At 66.8% G+C, this 23,198-nt stretch carries 22 protein-coding genes and 1 pseudogene; 12 read left to right on the forward strand and 11 right to left on the reverse strand.

Annotation, left to right across the window (positions count from 1 at the left end):
• Positions 1–64: 64 nt before the first annotated feature.
• The 5 genes from GTV32_RS08915 to GTV32_RS08935 all read left to right on the forward strand — a co-directional run bounded on the left by GTV32_RS08915 (position 65) and on the right by GTV32_RS08935 (position 7,390).
• The gene (locus GTV32_RS08915; protein ID WP_161059855.1) at positions 65–775 is read left to right on the forward strand and encodes a beta-phosphoglucomutase family hydrolase; all 711 of its coding nucleotides are present in this window, start codon (positions 65–67) and stop codon (positions 773–775) included.
• Entirely contained in the window at positions 772–3,123 is a 2,352-nt protein-coding gene (locus GTV32_RS08920; RefSeq protein WP_161059857.1) for a glycoside hydrolase family 65 protein, read from the forward strand. Before GTV32_RS08915 ends, GTV32_RS08920 begins: the two co-directional genes overlap by 4 nt.
• Positions 3,124–3,207: 84 nt before the next feature.
• Positions 3,208–4,788, forward strand: coding sequence for a methionine--tRNA ligase (gene metG / locus GTV32_RS08925; protein ID WP_161059859.1), 1,581 nt, complete (start codon positions 3,208–3,210; stop codon positions 4,786–4,788).
• Positions 4,785–5,957: an aminodeoxychorismate synthase component I gene (locus GTV32_RS08930; RefSeq protein WP_161059861.1), complete on the forward strand. Its 1,173-nt coding sequence runs from the start codon at positions 4,785–4,787 to the stop codon at positions 5,955–5,957. Before metG ends, GTV32_RS08930 begins: the two co-directional genes overlap by 4 nt.
• 155 nt (positions 5,958–6,112) lie before the next feature.
• A complete protein-coding gene (locus GTV32_RS08935; RefSeq protein ID WP_161059863.1) occupies positions 6,113–7,390 on the forward strand; it encodes a helix-turn-helix domain-containing protein in 1,278 nt (425 codons plus the stop codon).
• Here the strand turns inward: GTV32_RS08935 and rsmI are convergent.
• A complete protein-coding gene (gene rsmI / locus GTV32_RS08940) occupies positions 7,320–8,207 on the reverse strand; it encodes a 16S rRNA (cytidine(1402)-2'-O)-methyltransferase (protein WP_161059865.1) in 888 nt (295 codons plus the stop codon). The genes GTV32_RS08935 and rsmI overlap by 71 nt on opposite strands.
• 113 nt (positions 8,208–8,320) lie before the next feature.
• On the opposite strand from rsmI, the gene GTV32_RS08945 reads away from it, so the two are divergent.
• Positions 8,321–9,841: a glycosyltransferase family 39 protein gene (locus tag GTV32_RS08945; protein WP_202422345.1), complete on the forward strand. Its 1,521-nt coding sequence runs from the start codon at positions 8,321–8,323 to the stop codon at positions 9,839–9,841.
• On the opposite strand, the gene GTV32_RS08950 is transcribed toward GTV32_RS08945, so the two are convergent.
• From GTV32_RS08950 to GTV32_RS08980, 7 genes are all read right to left on the reverse strand, one after another.
• Positions 9,777–11,483, reverse strand: coding sequence for a BCCT family transporter (locus GTV32_RS08950; RefSeq protein WP_161059867.1), 1,707 nt, complete (start codon positions 11,481–11,483; stop codon positions 9,777–9,779). The genes GTV32_RS08945 and GTV32_RS08950 overlap by 65 nt on opposite strands.
• Positions 11,484–11,515: 32 nt before the next feature.
• Positions 11,516–11,893 (reverse strand): GntR family transcriptional regulator, encoded by a 378-nt coding sequence (locus tag GTV32_RS08955; RefSeq protein WP_161059868.1) that lies wholly within the window; start codon positions 11,891–11,893, stop codon positions 11,516–11,518.
• A gap of 12 nt (positions 11,894–11,905) precedes the next feature.
• On the reverse strand, positions 11,906–13,132 hold the full coding sequence (locus GTV32_RS08960; protein ID WP_161059870.1) for an arginine deiminase: 1,227 nt from the start codon (positions 13,130–13,132) through the stop codon (positions 11,906–11,908).
• A gap of 46 nt (positions 13,133–13,178) precedes the next feature.
• Positions 13,179–14,402, reverse strand: coding sequence for an MFS transporter (locus tag GTV32_RS08965; RefSeq protein ID WP_161059872.1), 1,224 nt, complete (start codon positions 14,400–14,402; stop codon positions 13,179–13,181).
• A gap of 10 nt (positions 14,403–14,412) precedes the next feature.
• Positions 14,413–15,363, reverse strand: coding sequence for a patatin-like phospholipase family protein (locus GTV32_RS08970; RefSeq protein ID WP_161059874.1), 951 nt, complete (start codon positions 15,361–15,363; stop codon positions 14,413–14,415).
• A 70-nt stretch (positions 15,364–15,433) separates the two neighbouring features.
• Positions 15,434–15,880: a redox-sensitive transcriptional activator SoxR gene (soxR, locus tag GTV32_RS08975; protein ID WP_161059876.1), complete on the reverse strand. Its 447-nt coding sequence runs from the start codon at positions 15,878–15,880 to the stop codon at positions 15,434–15,436.
• 53 nt (positions 15,881–15,933) lie between these two features.
• A complete protein-coding gene (locus GTV32_RS08980; protein WP_161059878.1) occupies positions 15,934–16,794 on the reverse strand; it encodes a universal stress protein in 861 nt (286 codons plus the stop codon).
• Positions 16,795–16,955: 161 nt separating this feature from the next.
• Here GTV32_RS08980 and GTV32_RS08985 point away from each other — a divergent pair, with 161 nt between their 5' ends.
• Positions 16,956–17,264 carry a hypothetical protein gene (locus GTV32_RS08985; protein ID WP_161062422.1) on the forward strand — a complete coding sequence of 103 codons (309 nt, stop codon included), beginning with the start codon at positions 16,956–16,958 and terminating at the stop codon, positions 17,262–17,264.
• Positions 17,265–17,430: 166 nt separating this feature from the next.
• On the opposite strand, the gene GTV32_RS08990 is transcribed toward GTV32_RS08985, so the two are convergent.
• On the reverse strand, positions 17,431–17,682 hold the full coding sequence (locus GTV32_RS08990; protein ID WP_161059880.1) for a type B 50S ribosomal protein L31: 252 nt from the start codon (positions 17,680–17,682) through the stop codon (positions 17,431–17,433).
• Positions 17,679–19,034 (reverse strand): GTP-binding protein, encoded by a 1,356-nt coding sequence (locus GTV32_RS08995; protein WP_237421769.1) that lies wholly within the window; start codon positions 19,032–19,034, stop codon positions 17,679–17,681. The genes GTV32_RS08990 and GTV32_RS08995 overlap by 4 nt, the downstream gene beginning before the upstream one ends.
• 123 nt (positions 19,035–19,157) lie before the next feature.
• Here GTV32_RS08995 and rpmB point away from each other — a divergent pair, with 123 nt between their 5' ends.
• Genes rpmB through rpsR form a run of 4 tightly spaced genes read left to right on the forward strand, consistent with a single transcriptional unit; the run spans position 19,158 to position 20,163 of the window.
• Positions 19,158–19,394: a 50S ribosomal protein L28 gene (rpmB, locus tag GTV32_RS09000; protein ID WP_161059883.1), complete on the forward strand. Its 237-nt coding sequence runs from the start codon at positions 19,158–19,160 to the stop codon at positions 19,392–19,394.
• Positions 19,394–19,558 carry a 50S ribosomal protein L33 gene (gene rpmG / locus GTV32_RS09005; RefSeq protein WP_161059885.1) on the forward strand — a complete coding sequence of 55 codons (165 nt, stop codon included), beginning with the start codon at positions 19,394–19,396 and terminating at the stop codon, positions 19,556–19,558. Before rpmB ends, rpmG begins: the two co-directional genes overlap by 1 nt.
• Positions 19,558–19,863, forward strand: a complete 306-nt coding sequence (gene rpsN, locus GTV32_RS09010; protein WP_161059887.1) for a 30S ribosomal protein S14 — start codon at positions 19,558–19,560, stop codon at positions 19,861–19,863. The genes rpmG and rpsN overlap by 1 nt, the downstream gene beginning before the upstream one ends.
• A 36-nt stretch (positions 19,864–19,899) precedes the next feature.
• Entirely contained in the window at positions 19,900–20,163 is a 264-nt protein-coding gene (rpsR, locus tag GTV32_RS09015; protein WP_161059889.1) for a 30S ribosomal protein S18, read from the forward strand.
• Positions 20,164–20,175: 12 nt separating this feature from the next.
• Here the strand turns inward: rpsR and GTV32_RS09020 are convergent.
• A pseudogene (locus GTV32_RS09020) lies at positions 20,176–21,974 on the reverse strand (sodium:proton antiporter).
• A 188-nt stretch (positions 21,975–22,162) separates the two neighbouring features.
• Here GTV32_RS09020 and GTV32_RS09025 point away from each other — a divergent pair.
• A complete protein-coding gene (locus GTV32_RS09025; RefSeq protein ID WP_161059891.1) occupies positions 22,163–23,179 on the forward strand; it encodes a diiron oxygenase in 1,017 nt (338 codons plus the stop codon).
• Positions 23,180–23,198: the final 19 nt, after the last annotated feature.

Genomic DNA, 23,198 nt, shown 5'->3' on the forward strand with positions numbered 1-23,198 from the left:
CGACGACGACACGAACCTCTCGCATGGCGCGCCAGTCACCGCTCGGACAGGTAGCGTTCCAACCGTGTTGGGATTGCCAGATGCCATGACGGTCGCGCTGTTCGACCTCGACGGAGTGTTGACCTCCACTGCCGTCCTGCACCGCAATGCGTGGAAGCAGGCGTTCGACGCGTTCCTGTCCGAACGCGATCCCGACGGTTTCGCCGAGTTCACCGAACAGGATTATCTCGACTACGTCGACGGCCGGCGCCGGGAGGACGGCGTGCGAGCTTTTCTGCATTCCCGCCAGATCGACGATGTGCCTGCCGAGACGCTGGCCGCCATCGGTGAGGGCAAGAACAAGCTCTTCACCGCGACGTTGGAGCGGGACGGGGTCGATCCCTACCCTGGGTCGGTGCGCTACCTGGAAGCGGCGCGGCAGGCCGGACTACGCATTGCCGTCGTCACGTCATCGAAGAACGGAGCAGCCGTGCTGGATGCCGCAGGCCTCAGCGAATTCGTGGAGGTGCGGGTGGACGGAGTCGAGACCGCGTCACGGGGATTGCCCGGGAAGCCGGCGCCGGACTCGTTTCTCCTCGGTGCCGAACTGATGGGTGTCACGCCCGCGGAGGCCGTGGTCTTCGAAGACGCGATCTCCGGTGTGGAGGCCGCGGTGGCCGGCGAGTTCGGCTACGTGGTGGCCATCGACAGGGTCGGTGGCGGACAGGCAGACGCGATGCGGGCGGCCGGCGCCGACGTCGTCGTCGAAGATCTCGACGAATTGCTCCCCGCATGAACCCGGGAGCGATTGAACACGGTTTCGACGTCCACCCGTGGCAGCTGCGCTGGCGCGGCATCGACGTCGACGTCCTCGGCCGGACCGAGACGCTGTTCGCCCTGTCGAACGGACACATCGGTCTCCGTGGGACGTTCGAGGAGGGCGAGCCGGTCGATCACCCCGGCACCTACCTGAACGGCTTCTACGAGTTGCGCGGTCTCCCGTATGCCGAAAGTGGTTACGGATACCCGGAATCCGGGCAGACCGTGGTGAACGTGACCGACGGCAAGATCATCCGGCTGCTCGTCGAGGACGAGCCGATGGATCTGCGTTACGGCCGCACCGAGGAGCATGAGCGCATCCTCGATTTCCGCACGGGCACCCTACGACGGAACACCCTGTGGACCTCCCCGACGGGCCGCACGGTCCGTATCCGGTCCGAGCGGCTGGTGTCCTTCACCAAACGGACCATCGCCGCCATCCACTACGAGGTGGAGCCGATCGGCGAGGACATGAAGCTCGTGCTGCAGTCGGACCTGCTCGCCAACGAACCGGTCCCGGCCCCGGGGAACGATCCGCGTCTGGCCGCCGCACTCGACCAGCCGCTCGTCTCCGACCTCGCCGCCTGCCGCAACTACTGGGGAATGCTGGTCCACCACACCAAGCGGTCAGGTCTGCACGTGGCGGCCGGGATGGACCACGAGATCGATTTCCCCGACAAGGCCGACGCCTTCATCCGTGCCGACTCGGACCTGGCCCGGCTCACCGTCGCCGCGAACGTGCCGCAGGGCACCAAGATCTCACTTACGAAGTTCATGGGGTACGGCTGGTCGGCGCGCCGATCGGTGCCCGCGCTGCGCGCTCAGGTCGATGCCGCCCTCGCGATGGCGATGGAAACCGGTTGGGAGGCACTGAAGGCCGACCAGATCAACTACCTCGAGGACTTCTGGCGCGACGCCGACGTGGAACTCGACGGCGATCCCGAATTGCAGCAGGCCGTGCGGTTCGCGCTGTTCCACGTTCTCCAGGCGGGCGCACGCGGACAGTCCCGTGCCATCCCTGCCAAGGGCCTCACCGGCCCCGGATACGACGGCCACACCTTCTGGGACACCGAGAGTTTCATCCTCCCGATGCTCACGTACACGGCCCCGGCGGCCGCCGGGGAAGAACTTCGTTGGCGCCACGCCACGATGGACAAGGCCAAGAGTCGAGCGGCCGAGCTCGGCCAGCGCGGTGCCATGTTCCCGTGGCGATCGATCAACGGCGACGAGTGTTCCGGCTACTGGCCCGCGGGCACGGCCGGCGTCCACGTCAGCGCCGACATCGCGAATGCGACTGCCAGGTACCTGCGGGCGACCGACGACGAGAAGTTCGAGACCGAGTGCGGTGTGGAGCTGCTCGTGGAGACCGCCCGTCTGTTCGCGGGCCTCGGCCACCATGACGTCAACGGCAAGTTCCGCATCGACGGCGTCACGGGTCCCGACGAGTACACCGCCGTGGTGAACAACAACGTGTTCACCAATCTCGCTGCGCAGCAGAATCTTCGGGATGCAGTGGCCGCCGTGCATCGTCGGCCCGACGTCGCGCGCGATCTCGGCGTGACCGTCGCCGAGGCCGCCCACTGGGAATCGTGTGCCGACGACATGTCGATCCCGTTCGACAAGGACCTCGGGGTGCACCAGCAATGCGAGTCGTTCACACTGCTCGGCGCATGGGATTTCGAATCCTCGGTGGGCAAGTACCCGCTGCTGCTGAACTATCCCTACTACGACCTCTATCGCAAGCAGGTGGTGAAGCAGGCCGACCTCGTCTTCGCCATGTACAACTTCGGGTCGTCGTTCACCCAGGAGCAGAAGCTCCGCAACTTCGACTACTACTACCCGATCACGGTGCGCGACTCGTCGCTGTCGGCCTGCTGCGAAGCGGTGGTCGCGGCCGAGGTCGGATATCTGGATCTGTCCTACGACCTGATGTGTGAATCGGTGTTCACCGACCTGCACGACCTGCACAACAACGTCTCGAGCGGTCTGCACATCGCCGCCCTGGCGGGTGCCTGGACGGACTGCGTCGCGGGCTTTGGCGGCATGCGCGATTTCGGCGGGAAGATCACGTTCGCGCCGCGCCTGCCGAACCGGTTGTCCTACCTCTCGTTCCGGATGTCGGTCCGCGGTTCGAAGATCGTGGTGGCCATCGACCGGGAGACGGCGACCTACCGGCTGCTCTCGGGCCCGCCGATCGATCTCGCCCACCACGGGGAGAAGTTCACCCTCGACTCGGCACCCGTGAGCAAACCCATCCCGGAACTGATCCGTCGGGAGGCGCCGAAGGCTCCCCCGGGTTGCGAGCCCTACCGCCGCATGGAGTGACCACCCCGCGCGCTCGCCGTCGGGGCGAGCAGCGGGCGGGGCGGAAGGCGGGCGGGAAGCAAACCCAAGTATTCTGGCGACACCATGACCGACGATCCGACCCGCACCGAATCCGCTGTTCACGCCTCGCACGGCGGCGGCGAACCGTACTACATCACCACCGCGATCGCCTATCCCAACGGGCTGCCGCACATCGGTCACGCCTACGAGTACATCTCGGCCGACGCGTTGGCACGGTTCAAACGCCTCGACGGCTACGACGTCCGCTTCCTCACCGGGACCGACGTCCACGGGCAGAAGATGCAGCAGACGGCGGAGGCAGAGGGTGTCCCGACCGCCGATCTGGCCGGGCGCAACTCCGATCGGTTCCAGAGGCTGCAGGAACGGCTGGGTTCCAGCTTCGACCGTTTCATCCGCACCAGCGACGCCGATCACAAGCGCGCCTCCGAGGCCATCTGGCAGCGCATGGCCGATGCCGGTGACATCTATCTGGACACGTACTCGGGCTGGTACGACGTCCGCGACGAGACCTTCTACGCCGAATCCGACACCACCGTCGACGAGAGCGGCAACCGTATCGCGACCGAGAGCGGTCACGTGGTGACCTGGACCGAGGAGGAGACCTACTTCTTCCGGCTCTCCGCCTACCAGGATCGGCTCCTCGAGCTCTACGAGACACATCCCGAGTACGTGGGCCCGGACGTCCGCCGCAACGAGGTCGTCAGCTTCGTCAAGGGCGGGCTCACCGACCTGTCGATCTCCCGCACGACCTTCGACTGGGGTGTGCCGGTGCCCGGTCACCCCGACCACGTCATGTATGTGTGGGTCGACGCCCTCACCAACTACCTGACGGGTCTGGGTTTCCCCGACGACACCGCGACACTCGATCGGTACTGGCCCGCCGATCTGCACATCATCGGCAAGGACATCATCCGGTTCCACTGCGTCTACTGGCCCGCTTTTCTGATGAGCGCCGGGATCGAACTCCCGAAACGTGTTTTCGCCCACGGCTTTTTGTTCAACAAGGGCGAGAAGATGAGCAAGTCGGTCGGCAACGTCGTCGATCCACACAACCTGATCGACGAGTTCGGACTCGATCCGGTGCGCTACTTCTTCCTGCGCGAGGTCTCCTACGGCCAGGACGGCTCGTATTCGACCGAGGCGATCATCAGTCGGATCAACGCCGACCTCGCCAACGAGTTCGGGAACCTCGCCCAGCGCAGCCTGTCGATGATCGGCAAGTACTTCGACGGCATGGTCCCGGCCCCCGGCCCGTACACCACCGACGACACCGCGCTGCTCGACAAGGCGGCGGGCCTGCTCCCCCGCGTCCGCGACCACTTCGACGTCCAGGCGATCCACCTCGGCATCGAGGCGTTGTGGTCGGTCCTCGCCGAGACCAACCGCTACATCTCCTCCCAGGAGCCGTGGAAGCTGGCCAAGACCGACCTCGACCGCACCGCGACGGTGCTCTATGTCTGCGCCGAGGTGGTCCGCATCGTCGCGCTGCTGGCCCAGCCCGTGATGCCCGAATCGACGAACCGCCTGCTCGATCTGCTCGCGGTCGCCCCCGGCAACCGCCAGTTCACCGCCGTCGAGGAGCATCTCGTCGCAGGGACCGCGTTGCCCAAGCCCACGCCGATCTTCCCCCGCCACGAGGCGTGACCGCGCCGGCGCTCGATGTCTTGCGTGCGCTGCACGCGCACACTCGCGCGTCCGGGCTGCCGCCACCGGCAGCGCTGATCGGCGACTGGTGGGATGCTGATGCCGTCATCGCGCCATCGGTCGATCTCCGGCCGGGATTCGCACCGCCCGACGACCCCGATCTGTACTGGTTCGGCTACCTGGGATTTCCGGTGCGTGCCGCCGACTCATCGCTGCCGCCCGTGGTCGGTGGACTCACCGATGAAGTACTGATCCTTCGTGACGGCCGTTGGCACCACGAGAGTGTGCACGGAAGTGCCTGTGCCCCATGGATCGAGCGGGCACTCTCCGAGCCGGCCCACACCGCCGAACACGGGTGGACGGCGAAGTGGACCGCCCCCGAACGCGGTCCGCACCTCGCGGCGATCGACCGGTGTCTCGAGGCGATCCGTGCCGGCGAGGTCTACCAGGCCTGCGTGTGCACCCGTTTCACCGGGACCGTCGAGGGCGACCCGCTGGAGTTCTTCGCGACGATCACCGGAACCACTCTCCCGGCGAAATCCGCCTATCTCCACGGTGATTGGGGAACGGTGACGAGCTTTTCTCCGGAGACTTTCTTACGCCGGACCGGCAACCTCGTCTCCTCATCGCCGATCAAGGGGACGGTACCGGCGGATGCGGTGCCGGAATCGTTGTCGGCCTCGGCGAAGGATGTCGCCGAGAATGTGATGATCGTCGACCTGGTGCGCAACGACCTCGGTCGCCTCGCCGTCACCGGCACGGTCCGGGTGGCGGACCTGCTCTCGGTGGTACCCGCGCCCGGAGTGTGGCACCTGGTGTCCCGGGTGGAGGCCATCGTCGACCCGGCGGTCGGGACGAACGAGTTGTTGCGCGCCACGTTCCCTCCTGCGTCGGTCACCGGCACACCGAAGATCCGAGCGGCAGAACTGCTCGCCGGGTGGGAGTCGTCGCCGCGGGGCGTCTACTGCGGGGCGATCGGCATGGCCGGGCCCGGACACGCACTCGACCTCAACGTGGCGATCCGCACCGTCACCATGACACCGGACGGCACCGCCGGCCTCGGGGTGGGCGGCGGCATCACCATCGATTCCGATCCCGCTCGCGAATGGCAGGAATGCCTGGACAAGGCGGCCAGCATCGTGGAGGCCACGGGGACGACCGGCCACTGAGTCCGATATCGGCGGACTCGGCGTCGCCGACCGTTCGGCGCAGCGAGACACACGCTCGTCGTGGATCAGGCGCCGCCCGACGAATAGTCCCCCATATCGGCCGATAACATGACAGGTACCCGTTCGCAGGTTGGCATCTGGGGTAGAGTCGGACTATGCGCCGATCCATACTGCCGGGTACGGAGATTGCGGGCGACGCCGCAAGCCCTGGTGACCGGGCCGGATCCGACGTCACCCGCGATCTCCCGGTGCCCACGGCTCGCAAAGAAGTCCTCGCGTCGTGGCAGCGTGCCATCGACACCGGGGCCGACGCCGGCAAACACGCCCCACGACATCTGCCGTCCGGCGAGGTCCACGAACGGCGACATGGCAACGCACTCGGTGACAGCGCGGACCGCATGCAGCGGGTGTTCGCCGAGACCGGTGACGACCCGGAGCTGCTCATGGGTGTCTTTGACGCCGATGGTGTTCTGCTGTGGCGAGGCGGAACCTCGCGATGGTTGCGGGTCGCCGATCACCTCGAGCTCGTGGAGGGCAGCCGGTGGGACGAGGAATCCACCGCGACCACGGCGGTGGGCCTGGTCATGTCCGATCACCGGTCCATCCGGGTGGTCGGCCAAGAACACTTCAACCACGCCCTGCACGCGCTCTATTGCGCTGCCGCCCCGATACACGACCCGCGCACCGGAGACCTGACCGGAATCGTGTCTCTCGCCGGGCCGGTCGACGGCCTCCAGCCTTCGTCGACGGCTTTCGCGGCCAGCATGGCCGCGCTCGGCGAGCACGAGATCGCAGGCGCACATGCGCGATCTCTCGCCGAACTGCGCAAGCACGCCGGAGCGCGGCTGACCGGCATCCGAGGTCCGGCACTGCTGGTGGACCGCGACGGCTGGGTGGCCGACAGCCACGGGTGTACGGCGCCCGCCGCGGTGGCGGCGCCGATGGAGGACACCCACCAATTCGTTCCCGGGATCGGAACCTGTGTCGCCCAGCCGGTCGGCTGTGGTTGGCTCCTGCGACGCGTCGGCCCAGCGAATCCCGTTGTCGCCGAACTCGACCTGCGCGGCGAACCGACGTTGACCGTGGCCGGCGACGGCGATGACTGGCAGACCGTCCTGACCCGCAGGCACGCCCAGATCCTGCTCCTGCTGTCCGAGGCGTCGGAGTCCGGCCTCACCTCGGCCCGGTTGAGCAGACTGATCTTCGGCGATTCCGGCCATGTCGTGACGGTTCGCGCGGAGATGTCACGCCTGCGGCGCGCGGTCGGTGCGTTGCTCACCAGCCGGCCCTATCGGCTCGCTCCCGGCGTGACGCTCCACGTCTCCGAGAACGGATCTCCCGCCGAATCAGGCGAGGCCTGGCTCACGACTCCTGGCGGCGTGCCAGAACGGCCTGATACAGCTCACGCCGGGAAGCACCGCCGCCTCGCGTGACCTCCTGACACGCGTCCTTGAGGCGGGTGCCATCGGCCACCAGCGCTTCGACCTCCTCGACCAGGTCGGCCATGTCTCGGACCCGCGGCGTCCCGCCCGCGACAACCACGGTGATCTCACCCTTCACACCGTCGGCCGCCCAGTCGGCGAGCTCCGCGAGCGTTCCGCGGCGCACCTCCTCGTAGGTCTTGGTGAGTTCGCGGCACACCGCCGCACGGCGTTCTCCCCCGAGGACATCGGCGGCGTCCACGAGAGTGTCCGCGAGGCGGTGCGGCGACTCGAAGAAGACAGTGGTGCGCGGCTGGTCGAGCAGCGTCGTCAACCACTCCCGACGAGCACCGACACGCCGCGGGGCGAAACCGTCGAAGCAGAACCGCTCCGACGGCAACGCAGACACGGCGAGCGCCGTGGTCACCGCCGACGGTCCCGGCAGACAGGTGACACGCAGTCCTGCGTCGGCGCATGCGGCGACGAGCTTGAAGCCCGGATCGCTCACCGAGGGCATCCCCGCATCGGTGATCAGCAGCACCGTCGAACCGGCGGCGATCGCGTCCACCAACGCCGGTGTGCGAGCCGCTTCGACCTGGTCGTAATAGCTCACCAGGCTGCCACCGATCGCGACGTCGAGTGCGGACGCGAGATTGCGGGCACGGCGGGTGTCCTCGGCGGCCACGATGTCGGCCGTGGCGAGGGCTGCACGCAGCCGCGGTGACGCATCACCGGCCTGGCCCATCGGCGTGGCCGCCAGTACGAGCCGACCGGCCTCGTCGTCTGCATGGCCTTCGGATCTGTCGACGGCTTCCCGGGAGTTCATCATCTGACAGCTTACGAGTGACCACTACGATCGGACGGGTGACCAACGCCGCCATCCTCGATCGAGGTCCCGCCGGGGATCGCGGCCCATCCGCCGATCATGGACGCGCCGAGGATCTGGGCACCCGGCCGGGACCCGAGATCCCGACTCCGCTGTTCGGCGCCCCCGACCGTCGGCGCGGTCTCGTCGTCGGCCTCGTCATCGCCGCAATCGCCGCGGTGACCCGACTCTGGGGTCTGACACATCCCACCGACCAGGGCACCCCGGTCTTCGACGAAAAGCACTACGTCCCGCAGGGCTGGCAGGTACTGACCGGCGGAAATTGGATCGAGGACAACCCGGCCTATGGGCTCGTGGTGCACCCACCGGTGGGCAAATGGCTGCTGGCGGCCGGCGAGTCGGTCTTCGGCTACGGCCCCGTCGGCTGGCGGATCGCGCCGGCGATCGCCGGGATCGCGATCATCGTGATGATCTATTGCGTGGTCCGGCGCATGGCGCGCTCCACCCTGGTCGGCGCCATCGCCGGCCTCTTCGCGATCTGCGACAGCGTTCTGTTCGTCCAGGCCCGCATGGGCATGCTCGACATCTTCCAGGCGGTCTTCGTCGTCGCCGCCTTCACCGCGCTCATCGCCGACCGCGATCAGGTGCGGGCACGGATGCATCGCGTCTGGGTCGAGGGCCGGATGGGTGACAGTGATCACGGCCCCCGGTTCGGGTTCCGCTGGTATCGCTTCACCGCCGGCGTGATGCTCGGGCTGGCATGTGGCACAAAGTGGTCGGGCATCTATTTCGTGGTCTTCTTCGCCCTGCTCGCCATCGGTTTCGACGTCGCGGCCCGCAAGGCGTATCACGTCCGTCGTCCGTGGCTCGGCGTGCTGCGCCGCGACCTGATCCCGTCCGGCCTGAGTCTCGCCGTGATGCCGGTGCTCATCTATCTCGCCACGTTCATCCCCTGGTTCAACAGCGAGACCGCCGTGTACCGCTACGAGGTCGGCAACCAGATCGGCGTCGACGGACCCTTCGCATGGGTTCCGGGCGCGTGGCGTTCGCTGTGGTTCTACGAGGCGGGCATCCTGCAATTCCATGCGGGCCTGACCAATTCCGCGGGCAACCATCACCCGTGGGAATCGAAGCCCTGGACGTGGCCGATGAGCCTGCGGCCCATGCTCTACGCCATCGAGAACGGACCCGATCAGTGCGGCGGCGGTGAATGCATCCGCGCGCAGATGCTGATCGGTTCACCGGCGCTGTGGTGGCTGGCGCTGCCGATGCTCGCCTGGGGCCTGTGGCGCTTCCTGGTCCGCCGGGACTGGCGCTACGCCGCGGTGATCACCGGGTATGCCGCGGGTTACCTGCCCTGGTTCACCGACCTCGACCGCCAGATGTACTTCTTCTACGCAACCGTGATGGCGCCCTTCCTGGTGATGGGGCTGGCCCTGTGCACCGGCGACCTGTTGCGGGCCGCGACCGCGACGGCGAGAGCGCGCCCGGAAAAGCGCACTCTCGCAATCCTCGTCGTGGCGATCTACATCGGGCTCGTGGTGGCCAACTTCATCTGGTTGTGGCCGATCCTCACGGCAAGTGCGATCTCCCCGGCTCAGTGGCATCAGCAGATCTGGCTTCCGAGCTGGGGCTGATCGGCTCCTCGACGACCACCGGTTGTTCGACGTAACCGCCGACGGCGGAGAACTCGCTCGTCGCGATCTCGGTGGCCTGCTGCCGGATGTGCTCGTCGATCTCCTCGCGCAACTCCATCCGCGCAACGATCAGCGGATCGCGGCGCAGATCACGGAACAGCGCGAAACACATCAGGATCATCACCACCACGAACGGCAGCGCAGCGATGATCGCCATCTGCTGCAACCCGGTCAGTCCGTCGTCGCCGCTGATGGCCAGGAGCAGGGCGGCCACGGAACCGGTGGACACACCCCAGAAGACGGTCAGCCATCTCGGTGGATCGTGGGCCCCGCGATGGCTGAGCGAACCCATCACGATCGATGCGGAGTCGGCGCCCGACACGAAGAAGATCGCCACCAGCAACATGACGAGCGCGGAGGCGACCGCGGTCCACGGAAGATTGCCCAACACATCGAACAGCGTGGCCTCGCTGTCGTCCACCGGCAGGTTCAGTCCGTCTGTCTCCTGTCGTATCGCGGTGCCGCCGAAGATGCAGAACCAGACCAGCGACACGGTGGTCGGCACCACCATCACACCGATCACGAACTCGCGGATGGTGCGACCCTTGCTGATCTTCGCCAGGAACAACCCGACGAACGGGGTCCACGAAACCCACCATGCCCAGTAGAAGATCGTCCACGAGGCCAGCCATTCCTGACCGTCGGCGTCGACCGTCGCTCCCGAACGTGCCGAGAAACTGGGGATGTCGTTGAGATAGGCACCCAGGGTGGTGGGCATCAGATTCAGGACGAACACCGTCGGTCCGACCACGAAGACGAAGATCGCCAGCAGGAGTGCGAGCACCATGTTGATGTTGGACAGCCACTGGATACCGCGGGCGATACCGGAGACGGCCGATGCGACGAAGGCCGCCGTCAGCACCGCGATCACCGTGACCAAGAGCATCGTCGACGGCTCGTCCACCCAGCCGACCTTCACCAGCCCCGACCCGATCTGCAGCGCGCCCAGACCGAGGGAGGCAACCGTGCCGAACAACGTCGCGAAGATCGCCAGGATGTCGATCACCTTGCCGATCGGCCCGTTCTCACGGCCACCGAGCAACGGCGCGAAGACTGCACTGATCAACTGGCCGCGCCCACACCGATACGTGCTGTAAGCAATTGCGAGGCCCACGACCGCATACATCGCCCACGGATGAAAACCCCAGTGGAACATGGTGGTGGCCATGGCGATCTGTACGTCGCGCGCATCGTATCCGGGAGGTGCGTTGACGAAGTGGAACAGCGGCTCGTATGCACCGAAGAACATGAGGCCGATCCCCATGCCGGCGCTGAACATCATGGCGATCCAACTGATCGTCCGGTATTCGGGTTTGTCGCCGTCGTGACCGAGGGGGATGCGGCCGTATTTGCTGGCCGCCAGGTACACGGCGAACACCACGAAGAAGGTCGCCGACAAGATGAACAACCAGCCCATGTTGTCGGTGATCCATCCGAGGGCGTTGGAACTCGAGGCGTTGAGGCTCTCGGAGTCGGCCACGCCCCACACGACAAAACTGAGGACGATGGCGGCGGTGATCCCGAAAACCCATGGATCGAGACCCACCCGCGACTTTCTGACCGCTTTCTGTTCCGTCGTCACCAGTCAACACAACCAAAGGTTGATGCAGGTTCTCAACCCGAATGGGTAGCCTGTGTCACCAATGTGACTATTGTGGCGTCGTCCAGACCGAGGTCACGGAGCGATCTCACGTGTTCGACGGTGGCCTGCTGCGCCCGGTCGAGCGTCGCGTCCCGACCCGACTTGATGAACGAGCCGTGCCGCCCACGGGTCTCGATGACTCCCGCCGCCTCCAGTTCCCGATAGCTCCGCGCCACGGTGTTGGCCGCCAGGCCCAGATCCGCGGCGAGCCGGCGGACCGTGGGAATCCGCTCCCCGACCAGCAGCTCCCCACGTCCGATGAGCTCGATGACACCGTTGCGGACCTGCTCGAACGGCGGCTCGGCACCATCGGGATCGATCGTCAACAACGTCGACAGATCTGCGGACACGGTCGGCTCCCTTCAGACCTCGTCGCGGGCGAGTGGACACGACATGCATCGAGGTCCGCCGCGACCGGACCCGAGCTCTCTGCCTTCGATCTCGAGCACCTCGATCCCCGAATCACGAAGGCGCTGATTCGTCTCGACATTCCGGTTGTAGGAGACGACCGTCCCGGGCGCGACGGCGAGAGTGTTGTTGCCGTCGTCCCACTGTTCACGTTCGGCGGTGATCGGATCGAGGCCGGTGTCGATCACCCGGAGCTTCTCGATCTCCATGGCGTCGGCGGCGGCCTCGACGAACGGGCGGGAACCGGTCACCTCGACGGCACCGTCGAGGTGACGCAAGGTGAACGCCGACATCGATTCCGCGATGTTCGGGTACATCACCACCGCATCCACATCCACCATCGTGCACACCGTGTCGAGGTGCATGAACGCACGTTCCTGCCGGATCGGAACGGCGAGCACCGTGTGTGCCAGACCATCATCGAACAGACTGCGCGCCAAGGCTTCCGCACCCGCCGGCGTGGTCCGCTCCCCCACCCCCACCGCGACGACGCCAGGCGTCAGCAACAGCACGTCACCACCCTCGACCGGCGCCACCTGGGATTCGTAGGCGCGGCGGGCACCGGTGAACCGGGGGTGATGCGCGTAGATCAGATCGGTGAGCGACGTCTCCCGTACGCGCGCCGGAAGTGCCAGTGACGTGATCGCGAATCGCGGGCCGATCCAGAACGAACTGTCCCGGGTGAACAGCAGATTGGGCAGCGGTTCGATCGCGAACTCAGGGCCGTGGTGCATCCGGCGCACCAGCGACGACGAGGCCGCCGCCGGGGTGACCGGGAGCTCGTCGAAGGTCATCCCGGCGGTCAGCACGTGCGCGAGCTCCGCTGCGGGCAGTCCACGCAGGTGCCGGGCCAGGTCGTCGGCGAGGTGGTTGCCGAGTCGTCGCGCACTGACCGCGGCCGCGATGCCCTGGATACGAGCCGCACCACTGTGCTCGATGGTCTCGGTGAGCAGGTCTCCGAGCAAGAAGACGTCGACGCCGTTAGCACGCAGGAGTTCGGCGAACGCATCATGCTCCTCCTGCGCGCGGGTCACCCACGGCAGACCGTCGAACAGCAACTGATCGTTGTTGCGCGGGGTGAGGCGCCGCAATTCGTCACCCGGCCGATGCAGCATCACCGCCCGCAACCTGCCCACCTCGGAGGTCGATCCCAGGGCATAGCCGGCGGCGCTGCTGCTCATGTGTCAACGGTAATCCGTCGCAGGCGATCTCACCCGCCCACGCGCGTTACCGGTCCGTGTCGCGTTCCACCTCGGTGAGGTGGGGGCCGCCGCCCGTGACGGCGGGAGCGGTCTCGGCCGCCACGCACCACAGTCCGAAAGCAATCGCGGTGACCGCGCCCGTGAGCAGGAAGGCAGGCGCGAAGCCGGCCCGATCGGCGACGAAACCCACGATGATCGGTCCGCTGACAGCACCGAGATCCGACGACATGCCGTAGGCGGCGAGCGCCGACCCGCCCTGCTGCCGATTGCCGAGGACGTCGGCGAGAGCGGCCTGATGGGTGGGCGCGAACAGGCCGGAACCGGCGCCCGCGGCAAGGCACAGCACCAGCGCGATCAACAGATTGGGCGCCAGACCGAGCGCTGCGGTGGCCACCGCGGCGATTGCCAGGCCCGGCAACATCACCGGCCTGCGGCCGAGACTGTCGGACAGTCGTCCCGCGACCACGATGGCCGCGACGTTGCCCACGGCGAACACCGCGAGCGCGACACCGGCCATCGCGGCGCCTTCGTCGAGGCCGTCGGTGATGAACAACGGCACCACCGCAACCCGCACCCCCATCGAGGCCCAGCCCTGCACGAAGTTCGACGACAGGATCGCGCGGTAGGTGCTGTCGCGCAACGCGCTACGGAAGCTCACCACCCCGGCCGGAGCCCCACCCGAGGGATCGGGCCGGCCGCCCTGGTCACGCAGCTGGGTGGCGACCACCACGGAGGCGATCAACAGCGCGATCGAATACACCACGAACGGCATCCGCAGGCCGAAACCGACCAGCGCACTACCGATCAGAGGTCCGGTGATGTTGCCGATCAGAAACCCGGCCGAGAAGTAGCCGGACACCCGCCCACGAATGTCCCCCGGCGACATGCGGATCAGCAGAGCCATCGCGGAGACGGTGAACATCGTCGAACCGATGCCGCCTGCGGCACGGAACAAGAGCAACTGCCAATAGGTTTGGGCGAACGCACAGGCAAAGGTGCTCGCCGCGACGATCAACAGTCCGATCAGATAGATCCGCCGCTCACCGAAGATGGTGACCAGCCGTCCCGTCGTCGGTGCGAAGAGCAGGCGCATGACCGCGAACGCGGAGACGACCGCCGACGCCGCGGTGAAGCTGACATTGAAGCTGCGCGCAAAGGCGGGCAGCGCGGGCGCGATCAATCCGTATCCCAGCGCGATGACGACGTTCGCAGCCAGCAGCACCCAGATCCCGCGGGGAATCTGTCTCATGTTCGTGTCCTCACAAGGTCAACTCTGGGAGTTGGTCGAGCGCCTCGGCGGTCCGCGACCGCCCGAGCGTGATCATCTCGGACGCCTTGTGGAAGTCGAGGGTGCGCACCGACTTCCGCGGTATCCGGATCAGGATGTCGGGTGGGTAACCGGCCACCTGATAACGGGTGAGCGCCTCCTGCATGATGTCGAGAGACCGGCTGAGCACCTCGATTCGGCCCATCCGGGTCGGCTCGGCGTCGGGCTCGGTGGCCGCCGCGTCCGACCGGAGTTCCTCGCCACCGGAGGATTCCATCCCGAACCGGTCCCGGACAGACCTGACGAAATCGCTGTCGAGGATGGGCGCGACGTTGCGGCGCAGGAGTCGCTTGGTCTTGGGTTCGCGGGTGGCGCCCTGCTCCGGACCGCCGTCGGCACCGAGCACCACCCCGATCGTGACGTCGCTGGCGACCCCCGACGTCGGGGCGACCGGGAGCGGATCGAGGATGCCGCCGTCGGCGAGCAGGCGCCCACCGTGGTCGTGGGGGCTGATGACGCCGGGAATCGCGATCGAGGCCCGGATGGCCTCGACGACCGGGCCACGCTGGAACCAGACCGCGCGGCCCACGTCGAGGTCGGTGGCCACGGCGGTGAAAGGGGTCGGCAGCTCTTCGATCCGGGCGTCGCCGAGGATCTCCCGCACCCTCGACAAGATGCGCTCAGCACCGATCACGCCGGGCTTGGAAAGCGATACATCCATCAGCCGTACGACGTCGAGTTGTGAAAGGCCGGTGATCCAGTCGACGTAGTCGTCGAGCTTGCCGGCACAGTACAGACCACCGACCAAGGCGCCCATCGACGATCCGGCGACGGTGACCACCTCGAACCCGCGTGCCTCGAGCTCGGCGATCACCCCGATGTGCGCGTAGCCGCGTGCCCCGCCGCTGCCGAGGGCAAGCGCGACGCGGGTGGGTCTGGCCATGGTCCGAGCCTATCGAGCGGCACGAACGCGCCGTCGACGCCCCGCCCACGCGCGACGGCACCGACCGGCGTCAGTCCCGCATCAACCGGCGCGGGCCGGGACCGAGCTTGTTCATCTCGTCGCCGGGGTTCAGCAGGTGACATTCGCCCAGCGACAGACATCCGCAGCCGACGCACGACCCGATCATGTCGCGCATGTTCTCCAGCAACGCGATGCGGTCGTTGATGTCGTCGATCCACCGCCTGGACGCGGCCTCCCACATCGACTTCGGCGGAGACTCATGAGTGCCGAGTTCCGAGAGCACGTCCGCGATCACCGCGAGCGGGATGCCCGCGGACTGCGACGCACGGATGAACGCGACACGACGCAACATCGCGCGGTGGTAGCGGCGCTGGTTGCCGGACGTCCGGCGGCTGAAGATCATCCCCTGGTCCTCGTAGAACCGGACCGCGGACGGCGCGATACCTGCACGCTGGGCCAATTCGCCGACGGAGAGTTCGAGCTTCTTGAGCGACACGCGACCATCGTAGGCGAGTTCAAGTGAACTTGAGGTCCGCCACGCGTGGTCTGCTAGTTGCGGACCACCATCACCGGGCCGTCGGCCTGGTGCAGGATCTTCTGGCTGGTCGATCCGAGCAGCAGACCGGTGAAGCCACCACGACCACGGCTGCCGACCACGATGAGCTGCGCGTCGTCGCCCGCCGCGTCCAACACCGCCTTCGCAGGCTCTTCGGGGATCACGACCCGTTCCACCACGACGTCGGGATATTCGGCGCTGTAGCCGGCGAGTCGTTCGGCGACGGCCTCGACCGCTTCCTGCGACATCCGGGTCACCTCGTCGGGCTCGATGCCGTATCCGTGCAGGGCGTCGACGTCGAGCGGCGTCCAGGTGTGCACCGCGACCAGCTTGGTCTTGCGGAGTGCGGCCTGACGGAAGGCCTCGCCCACCGCCGCGTCGCTGACCGGCGAATCGTCGACGCCGACAACCACCGGGCCATCACCACCGGGACCTGTCACCACCACGACACGTCCATGGAAATGAGCCGCGACCGTCGTGCTCACCGAGCCCAGGAACAACCCCTTGATGGACCCGAGACCTCGGGTTCCGAGGACGATGGTGCCGGCGTTCTTGCCGAGTTCCAGCAGGGCGCGCGCCGCGTCACCCTCCACCAGTGAGGTCTGTAGCGCGACGCCGGGAGCCACATCCTTGGCCAGCGCTGCCGCGGCGTGCACGGCGTCGGCGGCATCTTGCTTGATGGCGTCCACCACGTCCTGCGGGATGATCAGTCCTGGTGCGTAATTGCTGGTGCTGATGTCGTAGACGCCGACGAGCTTCAGGTCGACCTCTTCGACGGCAGCAGCTTCGGCCGCCCACCGCACGGCCCGATTCGAAGCATCCGATCCGTCGACACCGACAAGAATCGCGTTCATCTCCGGTCCCATCTCCTCACTTTGGTCTCCCCCGTGTACCCCGCATCTCCATCCTGCCTGTCCCCACGCTCTCCGGCAATGAGCAAAAAGTCCCGGTCACAGCACTTTTCGTCGCGGGGTATGGTGGAGACGAGGTGAACGACATCGAACGCAAAGCAGACATGAACGAGTCCCACAGGCCGGCGTCGACCGGCGATGAACTGCGGCAGGCCGCGGTACATGTAGCTGTCACAGTCGCTTTCGGGCTGTTGGCACTCCTGGTGGCCTGGGCTTCCGACGATGGGATGCGGACCGCACTGGTCGTCGCCGCACCGATAGTGGTCCTGATCGGTGCGCTCGGTGCATTGTGGCGCACCTATCGGAACTGGCGGGCCGGCGGGAAATGGCAGACCTGGCAGGGTGCCTCGTGGCTCCTGCTCGCGGTCTTCATCGTCTTCCTCTTCAACACCGCACCGGCGCTGATGTCCTGACCCGCCGATCGGGCACCGAACGGGCTGGCGCTCAACCGGGTGCGCCCAGTCGGCGGGAATCTGCGCACAGCCGGCGAGATTCTGCGGCGGCCGGCGGGTGTGGGGACCCGCAGTACTGCTCCAAACCGGTTGTGCGCCCGGCGGTCTGAACCTCACCGTGAGCGGTTCACCGACCGAGATGCCGATAGCGTCGACGGAATCTCTCGACACGGCCTTCGACGTCGCGGATCCGCGCGACACCGGTGTAGAAGGGATGCGACTCACTGGTGACGTCGACCGTGATCCTCGGGTAGATCACCCCGTCGGCCCATTCGACACGATCCTCGGAGGTCGCGGTCGATCGAGTGAGGAACTCCTGCCCCGTCGACGCGTCCCGGATGACGACAGGGTGATAGTCCGGATGGATGTCTCGCTTCACACTCGGTCCTCTCGGTTGTCGGGACCGTCGCCGGCCCTGATCGCGTCGACGGAGGGCTCGCCGGGCGGATCGAGATCGTCGCAAGGATCCGCATGCATGTCCCCGAACGGGTCCTCGAATGACGACCAGAAGTCTTCTCCTGCGGTGAACTCGACCTCGTTGAGGCAGGCTGCACGCAGCGCGTCCTGAATCTCGGTGGGGTCCGCCCGATGAACCAGCACGACCAGCGAGGTGTGGCGGTCACCGAACTGCTCATCCCAGCGGAGTGCGCCCATTGCACGTCGCTCCGGGTCCACCCCGGCGCGTTCGTCCTCGTCCATCGCCGCGAGCCACCGTCCGCCGGGTGCCACACGTAAACCACCGCCCGCAGATTCCAGCCAGAGCGCCTCATCCGGCCGGGTCGCCAGCCAGAGCCGGCCGCGGGCGCAGACGACACCCTCGAGCAATACATCGATGGCCTCGTGCAACCGCCCTGGGTGCAGCGGGCGGTCGGCGTGGAACTCGACCCACGACACTCCACAGTCGGCAGAGAGCGCGGGCTGGTCGCGCAGCAGCGGATCGTGCGGACCATCGAGGCGGCCGCGACGAGCCCGTGGTCCGACCGCGGCCAGCAGCGACTCGACGAGGAAGCCGGTCACGGGACGTTGCGGGAGTTCCATCATGATGGGCGCGCCCGGCGCGAGTCGTTTGCAGACCGCGGCGAGGCGTGCGGATTCCCACGCGTCCCGCATCGCGGGGTCGCAGCCCGCGACGACGAGCGCATCTGCGTGTGCGACCTGTCCGACGGCGACCTGCGCAAGGGTGCGGTCGTCGTCGACGACGGCGTCGAAACCCGCCTCGACAAGTCCCAGATCGCCGGTCGCGGCGTCGAGCCACGCATCTTCTGCGATACACGCGACGGTCGCCTCCACACGCACGTCACGTCCGGCGGGCCCATCGACGAATCCCGGCATCTGCGCGACGACGACCTGTTCGATCGCCCAGCAGATCCGTTCGGGTTCCATGATCGGATCGAGGGCCACCACGATGCGGCGCACGGCGGATCGCCGGTGCAAGCGGCGCAGCAACGGCAGCAGATCCTCACGCAGTGTGCACGACACGCACCCGTGAGCGAGCTCGATCTCCGCCTGCCCGTCGTGTCGGCGTCCGCCGGAATCGACCCACGCCATCCGGCGCGCGACCCGGCCGTCGACGATCCGGCCGAGATCGTGGTGGACCAGCACCGTCCCGCTCGCGCCGTCGGTACCGACCAGCGCCTCACCGACCCTCGCGATGGCAGCGGGCTCCAGGCCGGTCACCAGGATGATCGGCGTGGGATGGTCCCGGCCGACGCCGTTCGCCGACGCCGACATCGCTCCTTCGTCTGTCACAAGCACTCCCCTATTGGAAACAATTTCCATTTACGTGACCCAGACGGTACCGTGGCGACCGCGTTAACGCCAATCATTTTCAATAAGATGCAGGAGGACGACCATATGTCCCGACGCTGCCAAGTCACCGGCCGCGCACCCGGATTCGGCAAACGGGTATCGCACTCCCACCGCCGTACGCCACGCCGCTGGAACCCCAACATCCAGCGTCGGCGTTACTATGTGCCGACAGAGGGCCGCTACGTGACACTTCGGGTGAGCACCAAGGGAATCGCCACCATCGACAAGCACGGCATCGAGTCGGTACTCGCGACGATTCGCGCCCGCGGCGAGAAGATCTGATGGCCCGCAACGACATTCGCCCCCTGGTGAGACTGCGCTCGACCGCAGGTACCGGCTACGGCTATGTGACGCGCAAGAACCGTCGCAACGACCCCGACCGCATGGTGTTGCGCAAGTACGATCCCGTCGTCCGCCGACACGTCGAATTCCGGGAGGACCGCTGATGGCCAAGAAGTCCAAGATCGTCCGCGATCGACAACGCCGCGCCGTGGTGGCCCGCTACGCCCCCATCCGGGCGGATCTCAAACGCATCATCGCCGCACCGACATCGACGTCCCGGCAACGCCTCGACGCACAGCGCCTACTTCGCGGCCTGCCTCGGGACGCCAGTCCCACGCGTCTCCGCAACCGCGACGCCGTCGACGGCCGACCGCGCGGGCACATCCGAAAGACCGGACTGTCACGGATTCGATTCCGCGAGCTGGCCCATCGCGGCGAACTGCCCGGAATCCACAAATCCAGCTGGTGAACGACCAGTACCCACAACTGCGCCCCAGGAGACACCATGCCCCGCAAGACACCCCGTCGCCCATCCGGCGACATCACCAAGCGCGCGCGAAACCTGCTGACCGCCTCTGGAATCCATGCAGACGCACGGAACCCGGTCGACTACAAGGACGTCGCCCTGTTGCGACAGTTCTTGTCCGACAAGGGGCGCATCCGTGGCCGCCGCGTCACCGGTCTGTCACCCCAGGAGCAGCGACAGGTCGCCACGGCGATCCGCAACGCGCGCGAGATGGCGCTCCTGCCCTACGATTCCCGGCGATGAGCCGACCGGTGGTCAATCCTCGGCCCGCAGATCCAGACTGATCTCCTCGGCGTCGAGCTGCCGGAGTTCCTGCTCGAGCAATGCTGAGTGGAAGGTACCCTCGTCGCGCATCTGGAGCAGAACCTCTCGCTGCGCCGCGACCAGTTCGCGACGAATCTGTTCGTAGGCGGCGCGTACCTTCAGATTGGCGTCGATCATGCCCTCCTCGGTGTCCGCGCTCTTGGCGAGCGTGGCGAACCGCTTACGCAGCAACGGATAGCGCGCCACCAACTCGGAATCGGCGATCACCTTCCGGGAGGCCGCGGCCAGCTCGGCACGTAGCCGATGATGTTCGGCGGCACGGCTGTCGACGTCTTCGGTGACCTTCAACGCCCGGATCAACCACGACAGGGTGCCACCCTGGCACAGCAACGATGCCGCGGCGACCACGAACGCGATCAGGACGAGCAGTGACCGCGAGTCGACGTCGGCGGGAAGGGTCTGCGCGGCGGCGAGGGTGACCACGCCACGCAGCCCGCCCCAGACGACGATGGTCGCCTCCTTGGGCCCGAGGGGGCCGACCGGTAGTAGTCGATGTCGGCGATCTGGCGGGTGAGTCGAGAACTGACCAGCCGCGCGGTCTCCGGAGACGTCGGCGGCAGCTCCGCGGAGTCGGACCACCGCCTGGGTTCCATGCGGCGGCGCAGGCGCCGCCACTCCCGTCGCAGGGCACTGCGCGCCTCCCGCGAGCGGCTCGGCGGACGATCGGCACCTTCGCGCTGGCGCTCGACCATGGTGGCATTGATGTCGGCGAGCATCGGTCGCATCTCGGTCCCTCGCTGAGCGGCGCGATCCAGCCAGAGGACGAGCGGTACCACGTACACCGCCCGGATCACCACCGCGAGCCCCAGCGCTGCGAAACCGATCCACACGGCGGTGCCGACACCGTCATGGTCGTTGTGGACGTCGACCAGCAGTCCCCACAGTTCCAGCCCCATCAGCAGGAACACCCCGCCCTCGACGATCAGTTCGACGGTCCGCCAGTTCTGGGTGTCGGAAAGTCGATGCTGGGGCGTCAGGAAGCGGGCGGCGCCGGCACCGGTGATCAGGCCTGCCGTCACCGCGGCCACCAGCCCGGAGGCACCGAGTTCCTCCGCCGGGATGTACGCGAGGTAGGGCACGGTGAACGAGATGGCCGTGTTCACGGTGGCGTCTGGCATGCGGGCCCGCACGGCCAGATTGAGCCAGCCGACCACCGTCCCGATCACCACGGCGACGACAACCGCGAACACGAACTCCAGGGCGACCTGCCCGAACGAGATGCTGGCCGCGATGGCTGCGATCGCCGACCGCAACAGCACCAGTGATGTGGCGTCGTTGAGCATGCTCTCGCCCTCCAGGACCGCGGTCACCCGATGGGGCACGCCCAATCGTTTGGCGATCGACGTCGCGACGGCATCGGTCGGGCTCACGATCGCCCCGAGCGCGATACCGGTCGCCAGACCGAGGTCCGGGATCACCCAGACGAAGAAGAAGCCCATCAGGACTGCGCTGACCAGCACCAACACCACGGACAACGCGCTGATGGCACCGAAATCCCGGCGGAAGTCCATCGTCGGCATGTTGACCGCGGCCGAGTAGAGCAGGGGCGGCAGCACACCGATCAGGATCCACTCCGGATCGACGTCGACCGCCGGTACGAACGGCATCACGCCGACCACCGCACCCACGACGATCAGCAACAACGGCGGCGCCACACGGAGACGTGGACCGATTACCTGAGCGGCCGCGATACCCAGCACGGCGATGACCACGAGGAGGATCTGCTGCACCTGACCATCCTGACGCACGCCTCGCGCCCGGACCCCGGCACGCGGTGCCATCCTGGATTGTGACATTGAATGTTGACAAATGATCGGACGTCCAATTACGTTCGGTTCATCAGCACGGCGGTACCGGGCAGCCCGGTGAGCCGTCCGGTCTCGCCCGGGCCATCTCCGACGACGAGAAGGGTCAAGCCATGACGAACACCCTCGAACATGTGGGTCAGTCGTACGTCCCCGAACACGACAAATCCACGGATGCCGACAACTACGCGCAGGTCCTCGACGACCTGTCCGCCGCGTCGGTGCACCGCAACTTCGACCCGTACGTCGACATCGACTGGGATGCGCCGGAGATGGCGATCGTCCCCGACGATCGCCGCTGGATTCTGTCGAGCAAGGTCGACCCCGTCGGACGCCACCCCTGGTATCAGGGGCTACCGGTCGAGAAGCAAATCGAGATCGGTATGTGGCGGCAGGCGAACGTGGCGAAGGTCGGACTGCAGTTCGAGTCGATCCTGATCCGCGGTCTCATGCAGTACAGCTTCAAACTGCCCAACGGCGCCAAAGAGTTCCGTTACACCACGCACGAGTCCAAGGAAGAGTGCAATCACACTCTGATGTTCCAGGAGTTCGTGAACCGCACCGGAATGGACGTACCGGGTGCGAAGATCGGCTACCGCCTGATCTCACCTCTCGTGCCGCTGGCCTCCACGATCTTCCCGACCATCTTCTTCTTCGGTGTCCTCGGCGGTGAGGAGCCGATCGATCACATCCAGAAGGACTTCCTGCGGACACGCGCCGACCTGCACCCCACCATGGCTGCGGTCATGCAGCTGCATGTGGCCGAGGAGGCCCGGCACATCTCGTTCGCGCATCACCTCCTGCGGGAGACCGTTCCCCAGAAGGGTCGTGTCCAGCGCTTCCTGCTCTCGCTCATGTTCCCTCTCACCATGCGCATCCTGTGCGGCGCGATCGTCGTGCCGCCGAAGAGCTTCCAGAAGCGGTTCGACGTGCCCGACGAGGTGATGCGCGACATCTTCTGGCGGTCCGCCGAATCGAAGAAGTTCCTGCGCAACGTCTTCGGTGACGTGCGGATGCTCGGCGACCAGTGCGGTCTGATGAACCCGGTGTCTCGACTGCTGTGGAAGATCCTCGGCATCGGCGGGCGGCCGTCACGGTTCCGGAGCGAACCGACCTATACCGCGGCCTGATCCGCCTTCCCCTCACAGA

Source organism: Gordonia sp. SID5947 (genome assembly GCF_009862785.1).
GTDB lineage: Bacteria > Actinomycetota > Actinomycetes > Mycobacteriales > Mycobacteriaceae > Gordonia.